The 23241-nt window shown below is 63.1% G+C and carries 21 protein-coding genes; 14 read left to right on the top strand and 7 right to left on the bottom strand.

Features of this window, described 5'->3' with window-relative positions; all coding sequences use genetic code 11:
- Positions 1-46: 46 nt before the first annotated feature.
- Positions 47-1360, bottom strand: a complete 1314-nt coding sequence (locus tag OKA05_RS26715; protein ID WP_264490281.1) for a homoserine dehydrogenase — start codon at positions 1358-1360, stop codon at positions 47-49.
- A 54-nt stretch (positions 1361-1414) separates the two neighbouring features.
- Positions 1415-1735 (bottom strand): hypothetical protein, encoded by a 321-nt coding sequence (locus tag OKA05_RS26710; RefSeq protein WP_264490280.1) that lies wholly within the window; start codon positions 1733-1735, stop codon positions 1415-1417.
- 91 nt (positions 1736-1826) lie between these two features.
- On the opposite strand from OKA05_RS26710, the gene OKA05_RS26705 reads away from it, so the two are divergent.
- Entirely contained in the window at positions 1827-3167 is a 1341-nt protein-coding gene (locus OKA05_RS26705) for an OmpA family protein (RefSeq protein ID WP_264490279.1), read from the top strand.
- Positions 3168-3206: 39 nt separating this feature from the next.
- Positions 3207-4010, top strand: a complete 804-nt coding sequence (locus OKA05_RS26700) for an HAD family hydrolase (protein WP_264490278.1) — start codon at positions 3207-3209, stop codon at positions 4008-4010.
- Positions 4011-4166: 156 nt separating this feature from the next.
- Here the strand turns inward: OKA05_RS26700 and OKA05_RS26695 are convergent, their stop codons facing one another.
- Genes OKA05_RS26695 through glpK form a run of 3 tightly spaced genes read right to left on the bottom strand, consistent with a single transcriptional unit; the run spans position 4167 to position 7840 of the window.
- Complete coding sequence (locus OKA05_RS26695) at positions 4167-4763, bottom strand: trimeric intracellular cation channel family protein (RefSeq protein WP_264490327.1); 597 nt, start codon at positions 4761-4763, stop codon at positions 4167-4169.
- 60 nt (positions 4764-4823) lie between these two features.
- A complete protein-coding gene (locus OKA05_RS26690; protein ID WP_264490277.1) occupies positions 4824-6365 on the bottom strand; it encodes a glycerol-3-phosphate dehydrogenase/oxidase in 1542 nt (513 codons plus the stop codon).
- Positions 6362-7840, bottom strand: coding sequence for a glycerol kinase GlpK (gene glpK / locus OKA05_RS26685; RefSeq protein ID WP_264490276.1), 1479 nt, complete (start codon positions 7838-7840; stop codon positions 6362-6364). Before glpK ends, OKA05_RS26690 begins: the two co-directional genes overlap by 4 nt.
- On the opposite strand from glpK, the gene OKA05_RS26680 reads away from it, so the two are divergent.
- The gene (locus OKA05_RS26680; RefSeq protein ID WP_264490275.1) at positions 7808-9799 is read left to right on the top strand and encodes a hypothetical protein; all 1992 of its coding nucleotides are present in this window, start codon (positions 7808-7810) and stop codon (positions 9797-9799) included. The genes glpK and OKA05_RS26680 overlap by 33 nt on opposite strands.
- 247 nt (positions 9800-10046) lie before the next feature.
- On the opposite strand, the gene OKA05_RS26675 is transcribed toward OKA05_RS26680, so the two are convergent.
- Complete coding sequence (locus tag OKA05_RS26675) at positions 10047-10286, bottom strand: hypothetical protein (RefSeq protein ID WP_264490274.1); 240 nt, start codon at positions 10284-10286, stop codon at positions 10047-10049.
- Positions 10287-11541: 1255 nt separating this feature from the next.
- On the opposite strand from OKA05_RS26675, the gene OKA05_RS26670 reads away from it, so the two are divergent.
- The 9 genes from OKA05_RS26670 to OKA05_RS26630 all read left to right on the top strand — a co-directional run bounded on the left by OKA05_RS26670 (position 11542) and on the right by OKA05_RS26630 (position 17921).
- On the top strand, positions 11542-11955 hold the full coding sequence (locus tag OKA05_RS26670; RefSeq protein ID WP_264490273.1) for a hypothetical protein: 414 nt from the start codon (positions 11542-11544) through the stop codon (positions 11953-11955).
- Between the two features lie 207 nt (positions 11956-12162).
- Positions 12163-12942 (top strand): hypothetical protein, encoded by a 780-nt coding sequence (locus OKA05_RS26665; protein WP_264490272.1) that lies wholly within the window; start codon positions 12163-12165, stop codon positions 12940-12942.
- Positions 12943-13374: 432 nt separating this feature from the next.
- Complete coding sequence (locus OKA05_RS26660; RefSeq protein WP_264490271.1) at positions 13375-13551, top strand: hypothetical protein; 177 nt, start codon at positions 13375-13377, stop codon at positions 13549-13551.
- 179 nt (positions 13552-13730) lie between these two features.
- Positions 13731-14567 carry a tRNA glutamyl-Q(34) synthetase GluQRS gene (gene gluQRS, locus OKA05_RS26655; RefSeq protein ID WP_264490270.1) on the top strand — a complete coding sequence of 279 codons (837 nt, stop codon included), beginning with the start codon at positions 13731-13733 and terminating at the stop codon, positions 14565-14567.
- A 28-nt stretch (positions 14568-14595) separates the two neighbouring features.
- Complete coding sequence (locus tag OKA05_RS26650; RefSeq protein WP_264490269.1) at positions 14596-14805, top strand: hypothetical protein; 210 nt, start codon at positions 14596-14598, stop codon at positions 14803-14805.
- Between the two features lie 67 nt (positions 14806-14872).
- Positions 14873-15373, top strand: coding sequence for a peptidylprolyl isomerase (locus OKA05_RS26645; protein WP_264490268.1), 501 nt, complete (start codon positions 14873-14875; stop codon positions 15371-15373).
- Positions 15374-15641: 268 nt separating this feature from the next.
- Entirely contained in the window at positions 15642-16355 is a 714-nt protein-coding gene (locus OKA05_RS26640; protein WP_264490267.1) for a hypothetical protein, read from the top strand.
- A 37-nt stretch (positions 16356-16392) separates the two neighbouring features.
- Positions 16393-16905, top strand: coding sequence for a hypothetical protein (locus tag OKA05_RS26635; protein WP_264490266.1), 513 nt, complete (start codon positions 16393-16395; stop codon positions 16903-16905).
- Positions 16902-17921, top strand: coding sequence for a hypothetical protein (locus tag OKA05_RS26630; RefSeq protein WP_264490265.1), 1020 nt, complete (start codon positions 16902-16904; stop codon positions 17919-17921). The genes OKA05_RS26635 and OKA05_RS26630 overlap by 4 nt, the downstream gene beginning before the upstream one ends.
- A gap of 128 nt (positions 17922-18049) precedes the next feature.
- On the opposite strand, the gene OKA05_RS26625 is transcribed toward OKA05_RS26630, so the two are convergent.
- The gene (locus tag OKA05_RS26625; protein ID WP_264490264.1) at positions 18050-19282 is read right to left on the bottom strand and encodes a hypothetical protein; all 1233 of its coding nucleotides are present in this window, start codon (positions 19280-19282) and stop codon (positions 18050-18052) included.
- Positions 19283-19404: 122 nt separating this feature from the next.
- On the opposite strand from OKA05_RS26625, the gene OKA05_RS26620 reads away from it, so the two are divergent.
- Positions 19405-21396 carry an ABC-F family ATP-binding cassette domain-containing protein gene (locus OKA05_RS26620; RefSeq protein ID WP_264490263.1) on the top strand — a complete coding sequence of 664 codons (1992 nt, stop codon included), beginning with the start codon at positions 19405-19407 and terminating at the stop codon, positions 21394-21396.
- Positions 21397-21691: 295 nt separating this feature from the next.
- Complete coding sequence (locus tag OKA05_RS26615) at positions 21692-23098, top strand: MBL fold metallo-hydrolase RNA specificity domain-containing protein (RefSeq protein WP_264490262.1); 1407 nt, start codon at positions 21692-21694, stop codon at positions 23096-23098.
- Positions 23099-23241: the final 143 nt, after the last annotated feature.

Here is a 23241-nt window from a genome sequence, read left to right as displayed (position 1 = left end):
TTCATGGCAAGCGCACCGCGGCGAGTCCCACGGGCTCGCCGCGGCCTCAAAGCTTCTCAATCCGGAACACCACTGGCGTGCTGTTGATGCAATCGAGCGCCTCGATCTTCGCCAGCGTCTCCTGCAATAGGCCAAAGCGGCAGGTGTGCAGCAGGAAGACCATGTCGAGAAACTCGGCATCCGGCTGGTCCGGCTTCACCGGCGAGTGGGTGCCGGAAATCCCGATGCCCGCGTCGGCCAGCACTCGCGCCACCTCGGCAATCACGCCGGGGCGGTCCGTCACATCGAAGCGAACGTAGTAGGCCGTTTCAGTATCGTCCACCGGCAGCAAGGTGCCGCTCTCGCGATACGGAAGGAACCCACGATGACCCGTAGCCTGGCGGAGCGAACGCGCCGCTTCCACCAGGTCCGCCACCACCGACGAAGCAGTCGGGTCCTGACCCGCGCCGCGGCCATAGAAGAGCGACTCACCAGCGGCATCGCCATGAACGGCCACTGCATTGAACACGCCGTGGACACTCGCAAGAATGTGGCTCTTCGCGATGAACGAAGGCTGCACGCGCAGCTCGACTTCACCATCCGGATGCTCGCGCACCACGGCCAAAAGCTTCACCACATAACCGAGCCGCGTCGCGAACTCGATGTCGATCGGGCGAACTTGCTCGATGCCGGCGACATGCACCTGCGCCGGATCGATCGGGAAGCCATAGGACAGCGTGGCGAGCAGGATCGCCTTGTGGGCGGCATCCCAGCCATTCACATCAAGCGCCGGATCGGCCTCGGCGTAGCCGAGTGCCTGCGCCTCCGCGAGGGCCGCGGAAAATTCCAGCGAACCGGTGGTCATCCGCTCGAGGATATAATTCGAGGTGCCGTTGATGATTCCGGTGATCGAGTGGATCCGATTCCCGATGAAGCTCTCCTGCACCGTCTTGATGATCGGAATGCCACCGGCGACCGCGGCTTCAAAATGAATCGGCGCGTCGAACTCCTTCGACAGGGCAAACAGCTCCGCCCCGCGCTCGGCAAGCAGCGCCTTGTTTCCGGTGACGACGGGCTTCCCCGCCTTCAACGCCGCGGCGACGATTTCAAACGCGTCCGTGGTGCCGCCAATCAGCTCGACGACGATATCCACCGCCGGATCCTCGACCAGTTCGCGCCACGAGGTGGTGATGGTTTCAGCGGGCAGGCTGACGGGACGGACCTTCGCGGGATCGCGCACCAGCACCTTGGCGACTTCCAGCTTCACCTGGCCGCCGGTGCGGTCGCAAATGAGGCTGGCGTTGCGTTCCAAAGCGAGAACGACACCCGAACCGACGGTGCCGAGGCCCGCCAAACCAATACCGAGGGAGGAACAGCTCACGGGGCGGACTGTCGGCCCACACCCGTGCGCGGAAAAGCCCAAAGCGGGTCAGGATTACTCGGATTTCTCCGCGGCAAGCCAGTCGCTCTCCGGATTGCCGGGGAGCCCCTTCGCCTTGCGGTCCAAGTAATTGAGGTAGGCCGCCTTGGCGACATCCTTGGGAGGCTTCGGCGCGCTCTTTTCGGCCTTTGGCGCGCTCTTTCCGGCCTTGGGCGCGGCTTCCTTGGGCGCAGCTTCCTTTTTGGCGGCTTTCTTCGCTACTTTTTTGGCGGGAGCTTCGACGGCGGCGGGCACTTCTGGCTTCGCGGCCGGAACTTCCTTGGCGGGAGCTTCCTTCTTTGCGGCGGCTTTCTTGGCGGCTTTCTTGGCAGGCATGGCAGCTTAAGTCAGCACAGTGGGTGCCAAGCGGCAAGATCGAACACAAGCAGGTGATTGTCACGGTGCCGTTGCTGCGTATAGTCGCTTCGTGGACGACGGCTATAGCTGGCGCGAATCGCGCGAATCGATGCCGCTGCGCCTGCCAGGCCCGGACAACCTCGGCTGGTGGGCGGGCGTCGCGTTTTTCTTGGCCGTGATCCTCCACGTCGCCGCGTTTTTCGCGCTCGGCCATATCAAGATCGGCCTGGGCTCCACCGAAGGCGCGGAGATTGAGACCGGCCCCGTGCAGATCGAGCAGGTGGAAATCCTGCCTCCGGATCGAGCGCTCGATCCGCCGGAGGACGTCGCCCCTCCACCCCCGGACACCAATGCGCTGCTCGAGGAAATCGACATCCTCGGCAAGCTCCCGGAGAACACCGAGATGGACCTCAAGCCGGACATCAATGATCCGGAATTCGCCATCCGCCTGACCAATCCCGCACAGGAAGGGGACCCTGCTGGCGTGGTGGTCGATCCAGCCGCGGGCTTCGATATCGACACCGCTCTGCCCGACCTGGGTCGCACTGCGGAACCCATGCCCTTGGCCGCGGACGCCCAGATCATCGTCGATCCCGGTGCCGCGGTGGCCGACGACGACAGCGCCATCGACCGCTTCGCCGAGGATCTCCTGAAAAAAGGAGCCGGTGGCAACGCCGAGGCCGGCACCCTTGATGGCGTGGTGACCCTCGACGACATGGTCGGCCTGCCAGTCGAGGTGCTGGTGGGCAAATCGACCATGCTGCCGAGCGACCTGCTGTTCGAATACAACAGCGCCGAGCTCCGCGAGAGCGCCCGCGTCGGCATGATGAAGCTGGCCATGATCATCGAGAAAAATCCCGGCCTCCACTGCTGGATCGAGGGCCACTCCGACCTCTTCGGCACCGATCAATACAATCTCGAGCTTTCGAAGCGCCGCGCCGCCACCGTGAAGGACTACCTGACCGGCACGCTCTACCTTCCGGGCGACAAGATCGAGCCCCGCGGGTTCGGAAAGACCAAGCCAATCCTCAAGCAAGGCAGCGTCGAGGAGCAGGGCCCGAACCGCCGCGTGGAAATCCGCATGCGCCATAAGCCGGCACCGCCACAGATCATCATCACGCCCAAGGTCGAACCGGCGGCACCCGCGCCCGCCCCGCAGCAGGGACCGCCCGCCCCGGTGCTAGTGAAGCCGCAACGCGCCCTGCCCGTCGAGGAAGACCCTCCCGCCCCTCCCCGCCGTGCGATGCCGGTCGAGGAACCCGCGCCACGCGTCGCTCCGCTGCCGGAGCCCCCGAAGGCACGCCCGGTGGAGGAGGCCCCGCCGAAGGCCGAGCCGGTGGAGGGTGAGCCCCCGCGCGCCGCCGAGGTGATCGAGGAGCCGCGGCCTCAGCGCGCCATCCCGGTCGAGTGACCGCTTGACCGCCGCCCCCGGCCCGCTATTCCCCGGGCCGTGAAGCCGCTCGAATCCCCTGCCCTGCCCGGGGCCATCCTGTCCTTCGATTTCGACGGCACCCTCCACGACCCTGCAGGCAAGCCACCGGTCAGCCCGCGGTTCTTCGCCACCATCGAGCGCCTGCGCCGCGAAAAAGGTGCGCTCTGGGGCATCAATACCGGCCGCTCGATCGGCCATGTCGCCGAGGGCCTCGCCGACTGCCGTTTCCCCTTCGTGCCCGACTGGGTCGTCGCCCGCGAACGCGAGATCTGGTTACCCACCTCATCCGGTCGCTGGGAGCCGCTGGAGCCATGGAACAATCAGTGCGAACAAGATCAACACCGCTTCTTCAAGGAAGTGCACCACATCCTGGAGGCGATCCGTCGCGAGGTCGAGGAACACACCGGGGCGACCTGGATCGAGCAACCTGGCGACCCCGCCGGTCTCGTCGCCCGCACCGTGGAGGAAATGGCATGGATCATCGGCCGGGTCGAAGCGCTGGCCGCGGAAGAACCGTTCCTCGGCTGGCAGCGCAACTCCATCTGGCTGCGCTTCGGCCACACGAAGTACCAGAAAGGTAGTAGTTTGATGGAAGTCGCCCGGCACTTCGGGCTGACCCACCTGCAGACCTTCGCCATCGGCGACAGCCACAACGACTTCGAGATGCTCAGCCCCGAGGCCGCGGCGATGTTCGCCTGCCCCTCGAATGCCGTGCCGGAAATCCGCAAGCACGTCACCTCCCAGGGCGGCCATGCCTGCCTTCTCGACCACAGCGAAGGCTGCGTCGAAGCGCTTGAGCATTTCTTCGGAACCCCGGCCTAGAGATCACTTCTCGTAGCGGAGCGACTCCGTCGTTCCTCTTCATGTAGCGGGACGACTTCGTCGTTCCGGCAGGGGACGGCCTGAATGGAGACTCGCAAGCGCAATTCATCAAATAGCCCGAGCCATCCCGGAAGCACGCAGTCCCGCCACAGCCCATCACCCCGCCTGCGACTGGTGGATCGCATAGCGAATCGCCAACAACCGAATGGTCACGATGATCGTCGTCGTCACCGCCAGCACCACGCCGTCCGGCCATCCGAGCCGGCCCATGCCCAGCATCGCCAGCCCGCCGATGATGCAGGCCGTCGCGTAAATCTCCTTCCGCAATACCAGCGGCACTTCATTGCGCAGTACGTCCCGCAAGAGTCCGCCGAAGGTCGCGCTGACAACCCCCAGCGCCAGGCACGACCACCACGGCAAGCCCTTGCCCTCCGCGATCCGAATACCCGTCACAGTGAAAAGCCCGAGTCCCAGGGCATCCATGATCGACACCACCCGCCGGATCTTCTTCCACGACGGCGCTCCTAACAGCGCGATCCCCACCCCCGCGAGCGCAAGGGCGAAAGGCAGCGGATCCGTCAGTATCCTCGGCGGCACATCGCCGATCAGCACGCTGCGCAGCAGTCCCCCACCCGTGCCCGTGATCAGCCCGACCACGAACATGCCAAACCAATCCATCTCCTTCTCCCGCGCCGCGATCGCGCCAGACACGCAGAAGACGAGGGTTCCAAGGGTTTCCCAGACGTGGAGCACAGCCAAGACGTAGCGGGCCGCCGGTCGGAAGGCTCGCGCAAAATCTCCGCCTAACTCACCTCATCCGGAGAAGACATAGCCTGCGGCCAGCGTTCCGAACTCCTTGATCTGCTCATCGCGCCAACCGTCTCCTTTTCCTAGCTCTTCAGTCAAAATCGCCGCAACGGCAGGAGCCGCCTCCATACATGCACGGGCATCTAACAGCAAGCAGCGACTGCGGCGGGCCAGAACATCTTCCACGGTCCGGGCCATCTCGGCGCGCGCGTGCCAGCGGACTTCGGCGCCGGTTAGGTCGAGCGCGGGATGCAGGCGATCCGCTTCTTCCAAGGCGCGGATCCACGTGGCATCACTGCCATAGGGACGTAGATTCGACTCCGGGATCTCCTCAGTCGTTGCGCCGTGGATGGGGAGTTGCATGGTGCGACACGAGACACTCTCGAAGCCACCGATGTCCTGCGCGCGATCGATCACATCCTCGGCCATCTTGCGATAGGTCGTCCATTTGCCGCCGGTGATGGTGATCAGCCCGCTGTCGGAAACGAGGATAGTGTGATCCCGCGAAAGGCTTGCCGTGTTCGCGCCCGTTCCCGCTTTCACCAAGGGCCGCAGTCCGGCAAAGACGCTCAGCACGTCTTGGGGCCGCGGGTCTCGCGTGAGATAGCGGGCCGCATGGGTCATCAGGAAATCGATCTCCTCCGGCAGCGCCCGCGGTTCGAGCGACTTCTCCGCAAGAGGCGTGTCGGTGGTGCCGAGCACCACGCGGTCGTGCCACGGCACCGCGAAGAGCACGCGGCCATCCGCCGTCTTCGGAATCATGATCGCGGAATCACCGGGCATGAAATCCTTCGGCAGCACCAGGTGGATGCCTTGACTCACCGCCACGATCTCGCTCGCCGATGGTTCATCGGCTCGACGCAACTCATCGACGAAAACACCGGTGGCGTTGATTACCGCATTCGCACGAATCTTGAAGGTGCGTCCACTCTCGACATCAAGGACTTCCACGCCGCGAACCTTGCCACCTTGCTTGACCAGCGAAACGCACCGCACGTAGTTCGCCAACTTCGCACCAAGATCCGCAGCCGTCATCGCGAGATGAATGGCCAGCCGCGCGTCGTCGAACTGGCCATCGTGATAGATCACCCCGCCGGTCAGACCATCGGGCTCGATCGTTGGGATGCGGGCAAGCGTTTCCTCTTTGGAAAGTTGATGGCTGGCACCGAAGCCGAGCTTCCCCGCGAGCGCGTCGTAAACCTTCATGCCGACGCCGTAGAAGGGCCCTTCCCACCAGTGATAGGTCGGGATCACAAAGGGCAGGTCCTTCACCAGATGCGGCGCGTTTTGGGCGAGTCGGCCACGCTCGCGCAAGGCATCGAGCACAAGGGCCACATTCCCCTGCTTCAAGTAGCGCACACCCCCGTGCACCAGCTTGGTGGAGCGCGACGACGTTCCCTTGGCAAAGTCGGCCTGCTCGACCAATGCCACGCGATGGCCGCGCGCCGCAGCATCGACAGCCGCACCGAGCCCGGTGGCACCACCACCCACGATGCACAGATCGAAGCGCTCCGATTCCAGCGCGGCGAGGTGTTCGGCGCGCTTCATGATTCCCACGCCCCGGAGCGCTCGACCGCCTTGCGCCAACCGGCCAACAGCGGAACCATTTCCGAACCTGGCCGCTGTGGTGAAAAGACCCGTTCCACCTCCCGACATCGCTGGATTTCATCCCGGTCCTTCCAGAAGCCAATGGCGAGACCCGCAAGAAACGCAGCACCGGCGGCCGTGCTCTCGATGTCCTTCGGCCGCACGACATCGACGCCTAACAAGTCCGCCTGGAACTGCATCAGCAAGTCGCTGCGCACCGCGCCACCATCGACGCGCAGATCCTTCAAGTCGATGCCGCTGTCACGCACCATGCACTCGGCGAGTTCGGCGCTCTGGTAAGCGATGGCTTCGAGCGCCGCGCGGCAAAAGTGGGCGCGGTTGGTGCCGCGGCTCATGCCAAAGGCCGCGCCACGGGCATACGGATCCCAGTAAGGAGCACCGAGCCCGGCAAAGGCCGGCACGAGGTACATGCCGCCACTGTCCGGAACGCTCGCCGCGAGCTGGTTGCACTCCTCGGCAGACCGCACGAGCTGCAGTTCATCACGCAGCCACTGGATCAATGCGCCGCCGATGAAGACCGACCCTTCAAGCGCATACTCCCTTTTCCCGCCAATCTGCCACGCCACCGTGGTGAGCAGGTTGTTCCGCGAGGTCACTGCCTCATCTCCGGTATGCATCAGCATGAAGCAGCCGGTGCCATAGGTGTTCTTCGCCATGCCCGGCGAGAAGCAACCTTGGCCAAAGAGCGCCGCATGCTGGTCACCTGCAATCCCCCCGATGGGAATCCCTTCCATCGACTCGCCGAAGACTCCGCTGCTGTCCTTCACCTCCGGAAGCATCGAGCGAGGAATGCCGAGGATCCCCAGCAGTTCGTCATCCCAATCCCCGCGATGAATATTGTAGAGCAAGGTCCGGGAAGCATTGGTCGCGTCGGTGGCGTGGACGGTGCGGCCCGTGAGCCGCCACAGCAGCCAGCTATCAACCGTGCCGAACATCAGCTTGCCCGCCTCCGCCTTGGCTCGCGCACCTTCGACGTTATCGAGAATCCACCGCAGCTTGGTGCCGGAGAAATAGGGATCGAGCCGCAGACCGGTCTTGGCAGTGAAAAGCGACTCCACGCTGTCGGCTTTCAGCCGGGCGCAATCGTCGGCGGTGCGGCGGTCCTGCCAGACGATCGCCGGGTAAACCGGCCGGCCGCTGTCACGCTCCCACACCAGGGTCGTTTCGCGCTGGTTGGTGATGCCGATCGCGGCGACGTCCTCCGCAACCAGGTCAGCCTTCCCGAGCGCCTCGACCGCGGTGGACCACTGGCTGGCCCAGATGGCGAGCGGATCGTGCTCCACCCATCCGGGTCGTGGATACTGCTGGGGAAATTCCCGCTGGCCGACCGCCACCGGGTGGCCTTCGTGGTCGAAAACGACGGCTCGCGAGGAGGTGGTTCCTTGATCGAGCGCGAGAATGTGGGTCCGCGGCATGGGGAGAGAAACAGGGTTCCCGTCATCCTAACACCAGATCGGGAAAGCGCGAAAGGATCTTCCGGCTCGAAAAACAGGCTTTCCGGGTATCCCGGTCAGACACGCCGGGATACCCGCAAAGCCGTCGCGACCCAGCAGGAGTTACAGAATCGAGACCCCCCGCCTGCTCCAGACCAGGGCCAGGGCCAGCGCCTTGGTGCCGAGCCGGGAGCGATCACGCTGAGGCTGAAGTGGCCGGGACACCGCGAAAACTATCGGAAAGCTGCTAAATCAGCATTCGAGACAGGAATTTATCAAAATAGAGTTTGGAATGATAACAATCGAGCTTACCTAGTGCTGAACAACCGAGAATCAAAAAATTATCATTGGCGATGTGAATCCCCCCGCGCGCGTGAATCCCCCAGTGCGCCCGTTCTGAACCCGACGGCGGCACCCAGAGCGGAGATCCATCCCCGCCGATCCACCACTGCCCATACCACCAGGAATGTCGGCACTCCCGTCGCCAACCTCACGCTCCCCGCGATGAAAACCCCCTTTTATCTCCCCCCCGATTTGGTTCGAGAGATGAAATCCCACGCCCCCCCTGAAGGGCACCAACCCGTGGAACGGGCCATCGAACTTTTGGAAATTGGTCTCAAGGCCAGATCAGAATTGAGCCGCCGCCCAAGCCCGGCCGTGATTCAGGAGGTGGATCTCAGGAATTGCCTGGCTAGCTGGCCCTATGATCCCGCGTTCAATGTCCTCCTCAGCTCGGGTGCGGATGGGCGGCAAATCATTCTCGTCCGCCAGCCCATGGGCCTCCAGCAATTTGAAATGGACGGACGCCCGGATGGATGCCGCGTGCGGGGAGAGGAGACGGTTCTGCACTTTCAACATGCCCGCCTTGATGCGGCGAGGCGGACCCTCCCGGCTATGCCATTCGAGCTCACCGCCGGGGATTGCGCGGAGTTATTCCGGGAGGCGAGCTCGTTTTATGACCGCCTGGTCATGCTATTGGATATGAAGGACTGGACCCGCGTCAAACGCGACGCCCACCAGATCCTCCGTCTCCTCGAGTTCATCGGACAGCACGCGTGCTGCGCCGAGGGCCGCGTGCTCCTCGAGCCATGGCATCCGCATATTTTACGGATCGATATCGTGGCGAACGCGATGGCTGAACTCGACCAAGGGGAATTCCCGAATGCTCTGCCAACCACCCGGGACACCATCGGTCTCCCCGAAACCTTGGACGACGGCTCGCATGACATCGAAACGGCCACCCGCGCGCTGATGGAGAATGTCGGCGGATTGGTTTCCCAGCCACCCGTTGCCCAGCCACCCGTTTCCCGGCCACCCGCTTTCCAGCCGCATGACGAGGCCGGTTTCCTGCGGCAGAACGATTTCTGGACCGTCCGCTACCACGGGCAATTCGCATTGCTGAAAAGCAACAAGGGCATGGAGAGCCTCGCCTTCCTGCTACGCTCGCCCGGACGCGAATTTCATGTCAGCGATCTCGTCGCCTGCGATTCTGAAGCATCATCCTCTCGTCCCGCTGCGATTCCAAGCTGCCGTCTCCATGGAGACCAAGGTCAACTCGTCCTGACCAGCCGCCATGACGGCACCCCCTTGCTCGATCCCCAGGCCAAAGCGGAATGCAAACGCCGCCTCGACGACCTGCGCGAGCAAGAGGATGAATCCGAACGCTTCAACGATCCCGACCGGTCCGCCACAGCCCGCGCCGAGATCAACGCCATCGCCGAGTACCTCGCCGACGCCACCGGCCTCGGCGGCCGCGACCGCAAGACCTCCTTCGAAGCCGAACGCGCCCGCTGCGCCGTGACCAAGCGCATCAAACAGGCCATCCAAAGGATCGCCGACGCCATCCCCCCACTCGGCCACCACCTCTCCGCCCGGATCAAGACCGGCTATTTCTGCTCCTACACCCCACACCCGGACCGGCCGGTGTCGTGGAGGTTCTGATTGTTTCGCCCCTTTCTGCCGCCGTAACGGGGATAGTTACGATGTGACATGAAAAGTTACGCCGTTGAATTCCGAGGGAGTGCCCGCTGCTGATGTAGCGGAATATTCAGTCCCCCCCAATTCAATATCGTTATGAATGAACGCTAGCAATGCGTTTGTCACCCTGAAGTCGCGTTCTTGAACGTAAGGCGGGGCGTCCATGAAGAGACGCCTCACCCACCGGAATCAATCCGCCCCCACAAGGACGTCATCCAACTTCAGTTATCACCATCGAGCAGAAAGAAATAGCATCCATGAAAACCATTGGCCCAGAAATTTTCAAACCGCATTCACCGCCCACAAGCTGGCGTGAGGCATCCGGGCGGGTATTCCGCTCCTTCTCCCGGTCCTGGCTCATTCCGCTCGCCGTTGTGGCGATGGGATCAACCGCCGTGGCAAATACCATCGTCGGCGTCACCGCCTGTGACTGCATCAGCCTGACCGTCAAGTTGGATAATTTCCCCCGCTACGGCACCATTACGGCCAAACTGGACGGAGTGACCCTGGTTGGCGTTTATGATTATGCGAGGCAGACTTACACCGCAATGCGGCCAACCGGCCTCGGCCCTGGCGTCCACTCCCTGGTCTTCACCACGAGTCCGGACAACCGGGTGCTTGATAGGGAGAATATTCAGCTTTGCGAATGTGACGGTGTCCCGCCCGACGACGACGAAGAAGACTGTGACTGCCCGCCTGGGCCGCCAGGACCGGCGGGCCCCGCTGGTCCCGTAGGCCCCGCAGGTGCGGTCGGACCCAAGGGTGCCACGGGATCCACAGGAGCGACCGGTGCCAAAGGTGCCACCGGCTCCACAGGAGCAACCGGTGCCAAGGGTGCCACCGGCTCCACAGGACCGGCCGGACCGAAGGGTGCCACCGGGTCCGCCGGAGCGACCGGACCTAAGGGTGCCACCGGGGACGATGGTGACGACGGAGCCCCAGGGCCGGCCGGACCGAAGGGTGCGAATGGAACCGCCGGAGCCATTGGCCCGGCTGGACCAGCAGGTGCCACGGGATCGGCAGGACCGATTGGACCCATTGGGCCGGTTGGACTGACAGGGTCTGTTGGACCAGCGGGAGCCACGGGGTCGGCAGGACCGATCGGACCCATTGGGCCGGTTGGACTGACAGGGTCCGTTGGACCAGCGGGAGCCACGGGGCCGGCAGGGCCTGCAGGAATGGATGGAGCCGATGGACAAGATGGAGCTCCAGGCCCAGCGGGAGCCACTGGAATGACAGGAGCCGTCGGCCCAGCAGGACCAGCAGGTGCCACGGGGTCGGCAGGACCGGTTGGCCCGATTGGACCGATCGGAGTGACAGGGTCCGTCGGACCAGCAGGTGCCACGGGGCCCGCAGGACCTGCGGGAATGGATGGAAACGACGGCCAAGATGGAGTTGCAGGACCAGCGGGAGCCACTGGAATGACTGGAGCCGTTGGCCCAGCAGGACCAGCAGGTGCCACGGGACCGGCAGGACCAGCGGGAATGAATGGAGCCGATGGCCAAGATGGAGCCGCAGGACCCACCGGAGCCACTGGGCCGGCAGGACCGATTGGCCCGATCGGAGTGACAGGATCCATCGGAGTCACAGGAGCTGTGGGGCCAACCGGAGCCACAGGGCCGGCTGGACCTCAGGGACAGGCTGGAACCGATGGAGTGGACGGCGCTGAAAGCGTGTCAGGCAGTTATTATGGAGATTTCTACGCCATGATGCCCCTCGACAACGCGGCGACCGTCGCGGCCGGAAGTCCTGTGGAGTTCCCACGGGACGGCCCTTTCAGCAACATCATCCGTGTCAGCAACAATGAGTTCCTCTTGCCGGAGATCGGCGTTTATCAAGTGAACTTTCAGGTTAGCGTGACGGAACCCGGCCAACTGGTGCTCGGCCTCGATTCGTCGGGGACGGGAAACGGAACGATCATCGAGCTTGAATACACGACTGTCGGCAGGGCTACCGGCACCAGTCAGATCGTGGGTACCTGCTTGGTCCAAACGACGGTGCCTGGCTCGACGCTCACGGTGCTCAATCCTACAGGCAATACGCCTGCGTTAACCATTACGCCCGTTGCGGGAGGAACCCATGCGGTTTCCGCACATCTTGTAATTGTGCGCCTCAGATAAAACCGTCCGAAACCCGGGGTGCGGCACGGAAGGTGTCACGGTCATCCAACCGCCGCCGTGGGGCATTCGCCCATCAGAGGGACAGGCATTTCAACGACGGCCTGTCCCTCTGAATTTCCCCGGCATCTGAATATAAGACTACATAACAACGGACTCCATATGAAACTACAATCCACGGTCCGCTCAATCCACGCGGCAATCCTTCTGATGTCGGCAGCACTGCCTTGTCAGGCGGTGGTCACCTTTGGCACCTCAAGCGGTACCGGGATCGACGTCGATGTCTCAGCGCTCAGCCTCGCGGACCTGGAGGCGGGACCGCTGGGCACTTCTTCGGGCACCGCGCCCGCGATGTACGCCACGACCAACTCCGTACTCACCGTCAATGTCTCGGCGGTTCTCGGGAGCGGCGCGGCCACCGACGATGGCGACGGCGCGATCAACTCGTCAGCCAATTCCAACGTCGATGGATTCGCCGGAACTAGACTGGCCTCCGGCACGAGCACCATCAACGGATTGACCGTGTTGCTGGTGGAAAGCGTCCTGCCCGGCGATTTGCTGAACATCACCGCGACCACCCTGGGATCGACCTCGACCAGTTCGGGTGATTTCGGGGTCTTGGGATCGGTAGGGACCAGCGTGTTCCAGGATCTTAACATCACGGTCGGCGGCAACGCCATCTTTGTGAACATCGACAGTTCGCCGGCACCGAATACCATCCTGTTGGATGCCGGCGGGATCATCGGTCTGACGATCGTGTTGAATGAGCAGATCGCTACTGGAGACGGGATCAGTGGCACCGGTCTGACCACCAATGCCCTGCATGTGTATCTTAATGCCGTGAACTTTGGCGCCGTCTCGGCAATCACCGGCGATATCGTGGTGGGCCAGTCAATTTCGGGCCTGGGGGCGATCCCGGAACCGGGCATTGCGGTGATGGGGGTGCTGTCCGGAATGCTGCTCATGGGCCGCCGACGACGCGTTGCCTGATGTTGCGGCCGCGCCGCCCAACATCGGCGGCTCGGCCTCGACATGCGCGGGAGTATCTCGAGACGGGCTCACCCGCCTGCCCGGCATGACGACCACCGAGGCAAACATAGGATGTAGAAATGATAGCGGATCCGGCTTCATGTGCTATCATCTCATCGCGGAAAACGCCCGGCCTCACAAAAATTCAGGTGCCTCGTGCAGCCCAATTCTGAATCACCAAAAATATCTGACGCCATGAATCCCCCATCCGCAAACGCACACAGGCGGTTCAGTGCTCCTTTCATTCGGGCTTGTTGCCCCGTTCTTCCAGCGCCCGCATCGGGTCAGAGCAAGGACACGGGCACGGGCCAGCGGTACCGCCTCGATGCGTCCGAGGGGCTCCTGCGCGCCGCGGCTGAACCGGAACACCGTGGAGCTCTCGCTCCCGTGCTCATGGTGGCAACTTTCTCGCTGCTCGTTGCCGGCTGCATCTGCACGATTGTCGGAGCGCTTCTGCTGGGACTGATGGGACTGCCACCCACCTTGGCGGTTCTAGCCGGACAGATCGTGTTCGCCCTCGCGGCAATCGCGGGCGTCATCACCTTCGTCTACTGCATGCGCCACGGCTAGCAGCCTGTCGAATTCGGAAAAGTAGGACGCCGTCGTGGCTGATGGTGTATTTATCGCCCCTTCATGGCGGGATGGACCGGACGAATTCGGGAAAAAACGGCCGAGCCCGGGGACGGAATCCTGCTCTTTTCGATCGCGGGTTCAGGCTGCTAGATTGGCGCCGCCTCGCCCGATGCCCGATGCCCGCTACCGTCACCCGCTTTGCCCCGAGTCCGACCGGCCGACTGCACCTCGGTCACGCCTACGCCGCCAAGGTCGCCCATGATCAGGCCCGCCGGGACAGCGGCCGATTCCTGCTTCGCTTCGAGGACATCGATCACACCCGGGTGAAGTCCGAGTTCTACGAGGCGATTGAAGAAGACCTGCGCTGGCTGGGATTCGAATGGGACGGCCCCGCGCTGCGGCAGTCCGAGCGGACCGCAGCCTACTCTGCCGCACTGGAGGATCTCCGTCGCTTGGGAGTCGCTTACCCGTGTTTCTGCACGCGACGGGAGATCGAGGAAGAAGTCGCCCGCATGGTCAGCGCGCCGCACGGCCCGGAGGGCGCGCTGTATCCCGGCACCTGCCGGCGGCTGTCGGAGAACGAGCGAAACACCCGCCTCGCCGCCGGACAGCAACCGGCCTGGCGTCTCGATGCCCCAAAGGCGGCGGCCATCACCGGCGAACTCTCCTTCACCGACTCGCGCCACGGCCGGATCGCCGTGAATCCCGGCCTGCTGGGCGACGTGGTCTTGGCCCGCAAGGACATCGGCACCTCCTACCATCTCGCCGTGGTCGTGGACGATGCCTTCCAGCAGGTCACTCTGGTGACCCGCGGGGAGGATCTGCTGCCCTCGACCCACGTCCACAGGATCCTCCAGGCCTTGCTGCGGTTTCCCGAACCGCTCTACCTCCACCACGAGCTGGTAACGGACGAAAAGGGCGTCCGGCTCGCCAAGCGCCACGATGCACTTTCGATCCGCAGCCTGCGTGAGGCCGGAGCCTCTCCGGCGGATGTGGTCGCCCGGCTTGCGTAGGCGGGAAGCAAATGCTAAGCCTCTCCCGATGTTTCAGCCATCCAACATCATCGCCGGCTTGCTCTTCAGCATCATCGGCATCGGTGCGTGGCGATATGGGAAGGCGCTGGACCGCTGGAAGCCGGTCGCGATCGGTCTCGCGCTCATGATCTATCCCTACTTTACCCCGTGGGCATGGGTGACCTGGTCGGTGGGAGCCGCATTGTGCGTGACACTGTGGTTCCACCACGACGTGTGAGCGTGAGCCCGCGGGAAACGCATTTCCTTCTGGCCTCCGGTCGCTGCCTTCGGTGAGGCTAGCGGCCATGTCCGACATCCGCATCACGCTGCACACCGACAAGGGAGATATCGAAGGCACCATCTTTGCCTCCAAGGTGCCCATCACCTCCGCCAATTTCCTCAATCTCGCCAAGCGCGGCTACTACGAGGGCGTGGCCTTCCACCGGGTGATCGCCAATTTCATGATCCAGGGCGGTGACCCGACCGGCACCGGCCGTGGCGGTCCCGGGTACAAGTTCGCCGATGAGATCGACCGCTCGCTCAAGCACGACAAGCCGGGCCTCTTCTCGATGGCCAACGCCGGTCCGAACACAAATGGCAGCCAGTTCTTCGTCACCCACCTCGCAACCCCGCACCTCGATGGCAAGCACGCCGTCTTCGGCGAAGTCACCAAGGGCCAGGACGTGGTGAATGCCATCCGCCAGGGCGATTCGATCAAGTCGATCACCATCCACGACGACACCACCGCGCTTTTCGAAAGCCAGAAGGATCACGTGGAGCACTGGAACTCGATCCTCGACAAATAAAGCTCGATTGAGAGCTGGGTTGAGAACTTGATTAAGTTTTCCGAACTAAATCCCATCCCTGCGGCCGGCGTTCCATATGCCAACCGCGGGGATTTTTATTGGGGTATAAGAGCACTATAAATCAATGATCTACATCGAATTTTCGCCCACCCTCACCGGGATTACGCAATCGCGTAGTATGCGCCGGACCTCTTGATTTTCGGGCCCCGCGGCCGTTTCATGGTCCCCGTCAGCCCCCCCGCTGACGCTGTCACCCCCCCCACCCCCCATGAAATTCCCTCTGCCCCTCGGTGGCAGATGCCTGGCGATCGGCGCGTTTGCGTGCTTGTCTCTCCTTGGCATCGCCTCCGCAGCCGACCTCGACATCCCCCGCGGCACTCTCAGCGTCGATCGTGACCTGGTGCGCGTCGGCATGAAGTCCCAGCTCACTTGGGAAATCGAATACCCCGCGCCGGTCACCAGCGTGGTGGAAATTGTCCCGCCGAACATCATCAAGCCGAAGAAGGATCTCAAGATGAAGGTCCGCGTGCTTGGTGCCTCGTTCCAGGAATCCATTCTCTCGTTCCTCCCGGTCGAGGTCATGTGGAGCAAGAACAGCGCCTCTTGGTCGCGGATCTACTATGGTCTTCAGACCAACGTGCTGCCCGGCATTCCGGTGCTACAGACCAACGTGAAGAAAGGCGATACCATCAACTTCGCCGGCCGCGGCTACCGCGACGGCGGCTGGCTGCCTCTCTACAACACCGCGCAGACCACCAAGAACCTGGTCATGCTGACGAACGGCGACCGTGTCCCCACCACGGTACCGGCGCTCAACGGCAGTTCCATCGAAAGCTTCCTCAAGCCCTACATGGACACGGTGACGAAGACCGTGAAGATCGGTGACCGTGACCTGATCCTGCTCATGGAGCTGGGCCAGACCAACACCTCCAACTCCGGCTTCGACCTGCAGGACCTCGTGGTCCTTGTCACCTTCGAATAACCCCTCTGTCTCCCCCCACCCCCTCATCTCCCCCCGGATGAAAGCCACCCTGCTCCTGCTCGCTCTCGCCAATGTAACCTTGGCCGCTCCGACGATGACAGACCGCATCACGCCCGCGGAAATCGCGGCGCGTCAGAAGTCCGCCTCCCCGCTCGCGGCCATCCCACAACCGGCAGCAGCCACGGAAGCACCGGTGGTTCGCCCGGGGGATCAATCGTTGATCAAGCAATCCGATATCCTCAACGACGGCATCCACTGGACGATCGTCCCGAAGGGCGCAGTCCTTCATGTCCCGCCGGCATTCGCCGCGCGTGTGGGTGCCAAGCCCGTCGGAACCCTGCTTCCCTGGATCGAGTTTCTCACCGTCAACCGCAACTGGCTCTTCACCGAAGAAGTCACCTTTGATCACGCCGCGGGCAAGAAGCCGCTTCCTCCCAGCCGTCTCGAGGCATGGCAGAAGTTCAACAAGGTCGTTGTGGCCGTCCATCTCGGCGGTCCGATCTCCGTCCGCACCCAGCCGCCTGCCACTCCCGTAGCCTCCACCCGATGAAAGCGCTCCTTCTATCCAGCCTTGTTCTCTGCTCGCAGGCATTCGCCGCAGGAGAAGGCTACACCAATTTCATCCGCCAGACCCAGCAGGAAACAGGCGTGGCGTGGAACATGCCCGTCGTTTCCAAGGGCCAGGCCGCATCCTCGGGCGTGCTGGAAGGCAAGGGTTCGCTGTTCCAGCTCTGGACCATCGAGCAGGCCAACGCCAAGGACTACCTGCTCGATCAGAAGCTGGTCGGAGCCTACCTGCCCGCCGCCAGCATCACCGTCAAGACGTTGGATCCTTACACCAAGGTCCCCCGCACCCGCGCTGACCAACCGTTCACCGTGACCTATACCGTCTCGGGCCTCCTCGCCGGCACGGGCCTGCCGCTGGCCTCGACCCGCGTGTTGATGGAACATCACACCGCCGCCTACACCGCCGCCAAGCAAACATCGATTCCGCTCACCACCGCCCTGGGCGGCAAGCCACTGACGAGCGCCTACATCACCACCAATGGCACCGCGGCCCTGAGCTTTCCGGTCACGAACTTGAAGGCCGCCGACCCCTCGAAGGTCAACGGCGAGGAGCACTTCGTGATCCATGCACTGAGCGACGGCACCATCACCCAATCCCAGATTGCCACCGCCCTCGTGCAAGTCTGGCCGGTCGCCTCCGGCGGCGTCCAAGGAATCACCGCCGGTCAAAAGATCCGCTTCAACTTGCCGACGCTCTCGGCCACCTACACCGATGTTTACCCGGGCTCCAGCATCTGGCTCCAGATCTACAAGGGCCCGGAAAAACTGGGCACGGAGGGTGCCGTCCTTCCCGGCTCCACATGGAATAACACCAACGAGTATAGCGCAGGCAACCTCGTCTCGGTCTCCGACTACAGCTCACTGGCTACCACCGATGGCATCTACACCATCGAAATGCTGACCCGCACCCCGTTCGGACTCGAGCGCCTCAGCCACATCACCTTTTCCGTCGATCGCACCCTTCAGATCCGCGCCCAAATGGGCGAGATCAGTCAATGATTTCAAAGAGGTTGTTCACCCTCTGCACCCATCCCCCCGACCTAACCGGGCCGGCCGGCGGTGACGGAGGACATCCTACTCCCCCCAAGATGTCCTTCCCATCAGCCGGCCGGTACCGCAGGTCCCGGTCACCCCTGCCAGTCCGGCAGCGTTTCCGTTAGAATGGTGGAGATCCGTTTCCGCTCCGATTCCTTCAACCAGTCGAAGGCCGGCTCCTCACCCGCGAGCACGGCCTTCATCTTTGCGATCACCGCCGACTTCACCCGTGGCGGCAGATCGAAGAAGGCCTGTGAATAGACCATGTAGGAGCAGCGGTTCTTGAAGATGCGGCCGTAGAGCTGGAAATCCACCAGCGACTCACCGTTCTTCGTCCGCGGATAGTGCGCCGCGAAGGTCTTCTGGAAGGCCTCGCCACCTTCGATCCCTTCACCCGGATCGGCCTCGTCCTTGAAGAACAGGCACTCGGCGATTTTCTCCGCCGCTCCATCCGCCACGCGCCCGGCACTGCCCGCGTCCGGGTCACCCTGCCGGTCCAGCGCCCGGCTCAGGAAATGCGCGCGGCGGTACTGCATCGATGCCGCGGTCAGCAGGTTATGCATCCGGCATTGGTGCTCCAGGACCATGAGCGCCACGATGTCGCTCGTCGGCCGCAGATACTTCGAGGCGTCGATCAAGCCGGTGACCTCTACCAAATCGCTCGGCTGCGGCGTTCCGTCGCCACCTTCCTCGTAGGTGCGATTCCCCAGATGCGGCAGCGAACTGCGGCCCGTCACATAGTAGCCGCCCCAGCGCTCCGGCAGCGGCGTGTCGTGATTCACATGGCTGGTCCCCATCGCCAGCAGGGGGTGACCGTCGACATTGGGAAAGACCGAGCGCACCTGCAGACCGGGCACACCTTCGGTCCGCGTGGTGCCGTGGCAGGACATGCAGTTGGAGAGATCCCGCTCGATTTTCAGGCCGTCCTTGGGACTCGCATCGATCGTATAAAACACCGGCCCCAACACCGGATCGTGGACCACCGCCTCGATCACGCCGCCCGGCACATAGCCGACATACGCATCCTCCGAGAAAAAGAGCGCCCGCGGGTTCTTCGGGTGAATCAGCGGGTTCTGGTGGCTGGTCTTGGAAAACACGAGCACCTGCGACTCCGCCGGCACCCGCAACTCGCGCAGCACGAACTTCAGCCGGTCCAAGGCCGTCGCCCCCTCGATCCGCCGGGTCCCGGATTCCAAGTCGGCGGCGAGCTTTGCCAGCGAATCCACCGCCTTCGTGTCCGAATACCGGATCGGCGGCAGATCCCAATAGTCCGCCTCCGCCGGAGCGCTTTGCACCAGAGCCAGAAGCAGCAGAAAACGTCGCACGGCCCCCAATTAACGAACTTTCTTTCCGTTTTCTATCCCAAATCTCGGCCGGCTCGGACGCATCGCTCCGTACCCCTTCCCTTGACCCCGCGGCGCTGTCCCGCAAGTCTCCGCGCCGCCGCATGCTTTCCGTCCACAATCTCCGCGTCGAATATGGCGCCCGCGTCCTCTTCTCGGATCTCACGTTCTCGATCCTGCCGAGGGAGCGCATTGCCTTCGCCGGTCACAACGGCGCGGGAAAATCGACGCTGATGAAGGCGATCGCCGGGATCGTGGAAGTTTCCGGCGGCAAGGTCGTCGTTCCCCGCGGCACCCGCGTCGGCTACCTGCCGCAGGAAGGCATCCACGTGAAGGGCATCACGCTGTGGGACGAGACGATGCGCGCCTTTGGCGAAACCATCGCGCTGCAGGAGAAGATCGACCGGCTTTCCGCGGAACTCGAAAAGCTGGATCCGCGATCGTCACCCTATGGTGAACTGCTTGAGGAAATCGGCGAGTTGGAGATCCAGCTCGATTCCACCGACCCGGCGCGCATGAAGCCGAAGGTGGAGTCCGTCTTGCAAGGACTGGGCTTTTCCAAGGACGACTTCGAGCGGGACTGCGGCCACTTCTCCGGTGGCTGGCAGATGCGTATCGCGATGGCCAAGCTGTTCCTGCAGGAGCCCGAAGTCCTGTTGCTGGACGAACCGACGAACCACCTCGACATCGGCACCCAGCGCTGGGTGGAACAGTATCTCTACGCCTACCCCGGCGCGATCATCCTGATCTCCCACGACCTCGCGCTGCTCGATGGCCTGTGCACTCGCACGCTGGCTTTCCACCACGGCCGTTGCGAGGAGTATTCCGGCAACTACTCTTACTATCAGACGGAGTCGGTCCTGCGCCGCGAGATCCAGCTCAAGCAATATACCTCACAGCAGCGGGAGATCGCCGATATCCAGCGGTTCATCGATCGTTTCCGCGCTTCTGCCAACAAGGCGACGCTGGTGCAGTCGCGGATCAAGATGCTCGACAAGATCGAGCGCATCCCCGCCCCGGAAGCCGCCGATGCGGTGATGAACTTCAAGTTCCCCCCGGCCCCACCCAGCGGCAATCTGGTCGCGAAACTCGAAAAGGTTTCGAAGGCCTACGGCACCTTGCAGGTGTTCAAGAACTTCGACTTCGAGGTCAATCGCGGCGAGCGGATCGCGATCGTGGGACCGAATGGCGCAGGCAAATCGACCTTCTGCCGGATCATCACCGGCCAGGAAGCCGCGGACGGCGGCGAGCATTCCTTCGGCCTGAAAGTCGCGACCTCCTTCTTCTCCCAGAACCACGCCGACGAATTGGATCCGACCAAGACGGTGCTGGAAACGGTGGAGGAAGCCGCTTCCCGTGAGGCGGCCCCGCAGGCGCGCAATCTGTTAGGCTGCTTCCTGTTCCGCGGTGACGATGTCTTCAAGAAGATCGGCGTGCTCTCCGGCGGCGAACGGTCCCGCGTGGCCTTGGTCCGCATGCTCGTGGCACCGGCCAACTTTCTGATCCTGGACGAGCCGACGAACCACCTCGACATGCAGTCGCAGGAAGTGCTCCGGCGTGCGCTGGCCGACTACGCCGGCACGGTGATGATTGTCTCTCACAACCGCGCCTTCCTCGATCCCGTGGTGCACAAGACCCTCGAGTTCCGTCCCGGCGAGGACCCGCGTTTGTTCCAGGGAAACATCACCTACTATCTCGAAAAGACGGCAGACGAGAAAGGTGGAGCCACGCTTTCCTCCCGCGCTGCCGCGGCCACCGCCGCGGCGGAAGCCAAGGCAAACCCCGGGCAGCCAGCGGCATCGCTTTCCCGCAAGGACCAGAAGCGGCAGGAAGCCGAGCAACGCCAGCTCCGCAGCCAGGTGCTCAAGCCGCTGGAAGACGAACTCGTCACACTGGAAAAGCGCATCGCCGATCTGGAAACCGCGCAGGCCAATTCCACCGCGGACCTCTCCAAGCCCGAAGTCGTCGCATCGCCCGCGAAGTTCCGCCTCGTCAGCAATACCATCGAACAAGTGACCACGAAGCTCGAAGCCTCCATCACGCGCTGGGAGTCACTCACCGAGGAGATCGAGGCGGTGAAGGCGAAGCTGGTGTGACGTACTTCACGCTTCAGGCCTTACTCTTCAGCCGCAAAGGGCGTAGTTCTTCAGCCGCAAAGGGCGTAGTTCTTCAGCCGAAAGGCCGTAGTTCTTCAGCCCCAAAGGGGCGAAATCCCTCAGCCCCGCCCAACGGGCGGGGTTTTGCGTTGCAGGAACTCCGAAGGGCTGAAGGCCCGATAGATTGGGAGCGGATCGAATCAACAGGAAGATCCCATTCCCCCGCGCCACTCCATTCTGATCTCAGTTTCCCGTTTCCCTCCCCCGCTCCCCGTGCTTGTTTCCTAACAAGCCCATGAAACTGAAATTCTGCGGTGCCGCGGGCACCACCACCGGTTCACAGCATTTGCTGGAGGTCAACGGTACCCGCATCCTGCTCGATTGCGGCCTTTATCAAGGCCACCGCGAGGACAGCTACGAGGTGAACTGCAAGTTCCCCCACTTCGATCCGAAGGAGATCGACATCGTCATCCTCTCGCACGCCCACATCGATCACAGCGGAAACCTGCCGAATCTCTGCAAGCAGGGCTTTGTCGGCAACATCTACACCACCTTCGCGACCCGCGATCTCTGCCAGATCATGCTGGCGGACAGCGCCCACATCCAGGAGCAGGATACCGAGTGGCTGAACAAGGACCGCGCCAAGGACGGCCTGCCACCCGTGAAGCCGCTCTATGTAAAGGAAGACGCCGAGCGCTGCCTCCGCCAGTTCGTGACGCTCGGCTACGAGCGACCGATGCCAGTGGCCGATGGTGTGTCGGTGACCTTCTACGACGCCGGTCACATCCTCGGGGCGGCGCAGGTGCTGTTAGAGATCATCGACAAAGAAGATGGCGGCAAGACCAAGCGCTTCCTCTTCTCGGGCGACATCGGTCGCGGCGGCAATGAGATCCTGCGCGACCCCGCCGTGGTGCGGGACGTGGATTTCGTGCTGATGGAAAGCACCTACGGTGGCCGCGAGCACGAGCTGCCAACGGGCGCCACCGACGAGTTCGGGCAGATCCTGGAAACCGCCCTGAAGAAAGGCGGCAAGGTCATGATCCCGGCCTTCGCCGTCGAGCGCACGCAGCAGCTCCTCTACATCCTCAACCAGCTCTTCCACTCCGGAAAGGTGCAGCCGGTGCCGGTCTATGTGGACAGCCCGCTGGCAGTGAATGCCACCGAGATCTTCCGCATCCACCCGGAGTGCTTCAACGAAACGGTATATCGCTTCCTCTTCGACCAGCGCGACCCGTTCCTCTTCGACGGCCTGCATCTGATCCGCGCCGTGAACGACTCGAAGAAGCTCAACGATTCCGCCAACGGTCCGTGTATCATCATCTCCGCCTCCGGCATGTGCGAGGCGGGCCGCATCCGCCACCATCTCAAGAACGGGCTCGATAACCCGCGGAACACCGTGCTCTTCGTGGGCTACTGCGCCGACCACACGCTGGGTCGCGCGATCCGTGACGGTCGGCCGGTCGTGAACATCTTTGGCAAACCGGTGAAGGTCCGTGCGACGATCGAAGCGATCGACTCCTTCTCCGGCCACGCCGACCACTCGGAGTTGCTCGACTGGTTTCACCGCATGACCGGGCCGAAGAAAAACGTGTGGCTGATCCACGGCGAACCCGAGCGCGCGAATTCACTCCGCGACGCGCTGACCAGCCAACACGACGGCGCGATCGATGTCGCGGTGCTCGGCGAAACGGTGAAGATCTGATCTCTTCGGAGCCTGTCTGAAAAAAGTAGCTGGGGCATCTTGCCCCAGTCCGTTGGAGGGGCGTCCCGCCAATAGTGTTCGGCACGCTTTCTGAGTTCGCTGGATTGCCCGGGCTTGTTCGCCACCGCGTGCCGGGATCGTCG

It is taken from the genome of Luteolibacter arcticus (assembly GCF_025950235.1).
GTDB classification, from domain to species: Bacteria; Verrucomicrobiota; Verrucomicrobiia; order Verrucomicrobiales; family Akkermansiaceae; genus Haloferula; species Haloferula arctica.
The sequence above is the reverse complement of the archived record's forward strand: the minus strand, read 5'-3'. Positions and strand labels throughout refer to the sequence as shown.

Bases quoted from the DNA above. Each gene is read 5' to 3' on its own strand.
- OKA05_RS26710 (WP_264490280.1), bottom strand. From the start codon at position 1,735: ATGCCTGCCAAGAAAGCCGCCAAGAAAGCCGCCGCAAAGAAGGAAGCT.
- OKA05_RS26690 (WP_264490277.1), bottom strand. From the start codon at position 6,365: ATGAAGCGCGCCGAACACCTCGCCGCGCTGGAATCGGAGCGCTTCGAT.
- glpK (WP_264490276.1), bottom strand. From the start codon at position 7,840: ATGCCGCGGACCCACATTCTCGCGCTCGATCAAGGAACCACCTCCTCG.
- OKA05_RS26670 (WP_264490273.1), top strand. From the start codon at position 11,542: ATGATGCCCCTCGACAACGCGGCGACCGTCGCGGCCGGAAGTCCTGTG.
- OKA05_RS26665 (WP_264490272.1), top strand. From the start codon at position 12,163: ATGTCGGCAGCACTGCCTTGTCAGGCGGTGGTCACCTTTGGCACCTCA.
- OKA05_RS26660 (WP_264490271.1), top strand. From the start codon at position 13,375: ATGGTGGCAACTTTCTCGCTGCTCGTTGCCGGCTGCATCTGCACGATT.
- gluQRS (WP_264490270.1), top strand. From the start codon at position 13,731: ATGCCCGCTACCGTCACCCGCTTTGCCCCGAGTCCGACCGGCCGACTG.
- OKA05_RS26650 (WP_264490269.1), top strand. From the start codon at position 14,596: ATGTTTCAGCCATCCAACATCATCGCCGGCTTGCTCTTCAGCATCATC.
- OKA05_RS26645 (WP_264490268.1), top strand. From the start codon at position 14,873: ATGTCCGACATCCGCATCACGCTGCACACCGACAAGGGAGATATCGAA.
- OKA05_RS26640 (WP_264490267.1), top strand. From the start codon at position 15,642: ATGAAATTCCCTCTGCCCCTCGGTGGCAGATGCCTGGCGATCGGCGCG.
- OKA05_RS26635 (WP_264490266.1), top strand. From the start codon at position 16,393: ATGAAAGCCACCCTGCTCCTGCTCGCTCTCGCCAATGTAACCTTGGCC.
- OKA05_RS26630 (WP_264490265.1), top strand. From the start codon at position 16,902: ATGAAAGCGCTCCTTCTATCCAGCCTTGTTCTCTGCTCGCAGGCATTC.
- OKA05_RS26620 (WP_264490263.1), top strand. From the start codon at position 19,405: ATGCTTTCCGTCCACAATCTCCGCGTCGAATATGGCGCCCGCGTCCTC.
- OKA05_RS26615 (WP_264490262.1), top strand. From the start codon at position 21,692: ATGAAACTGAAATTCTGCGGTGCCGCGGGCACCACCACCGGTTCACAG.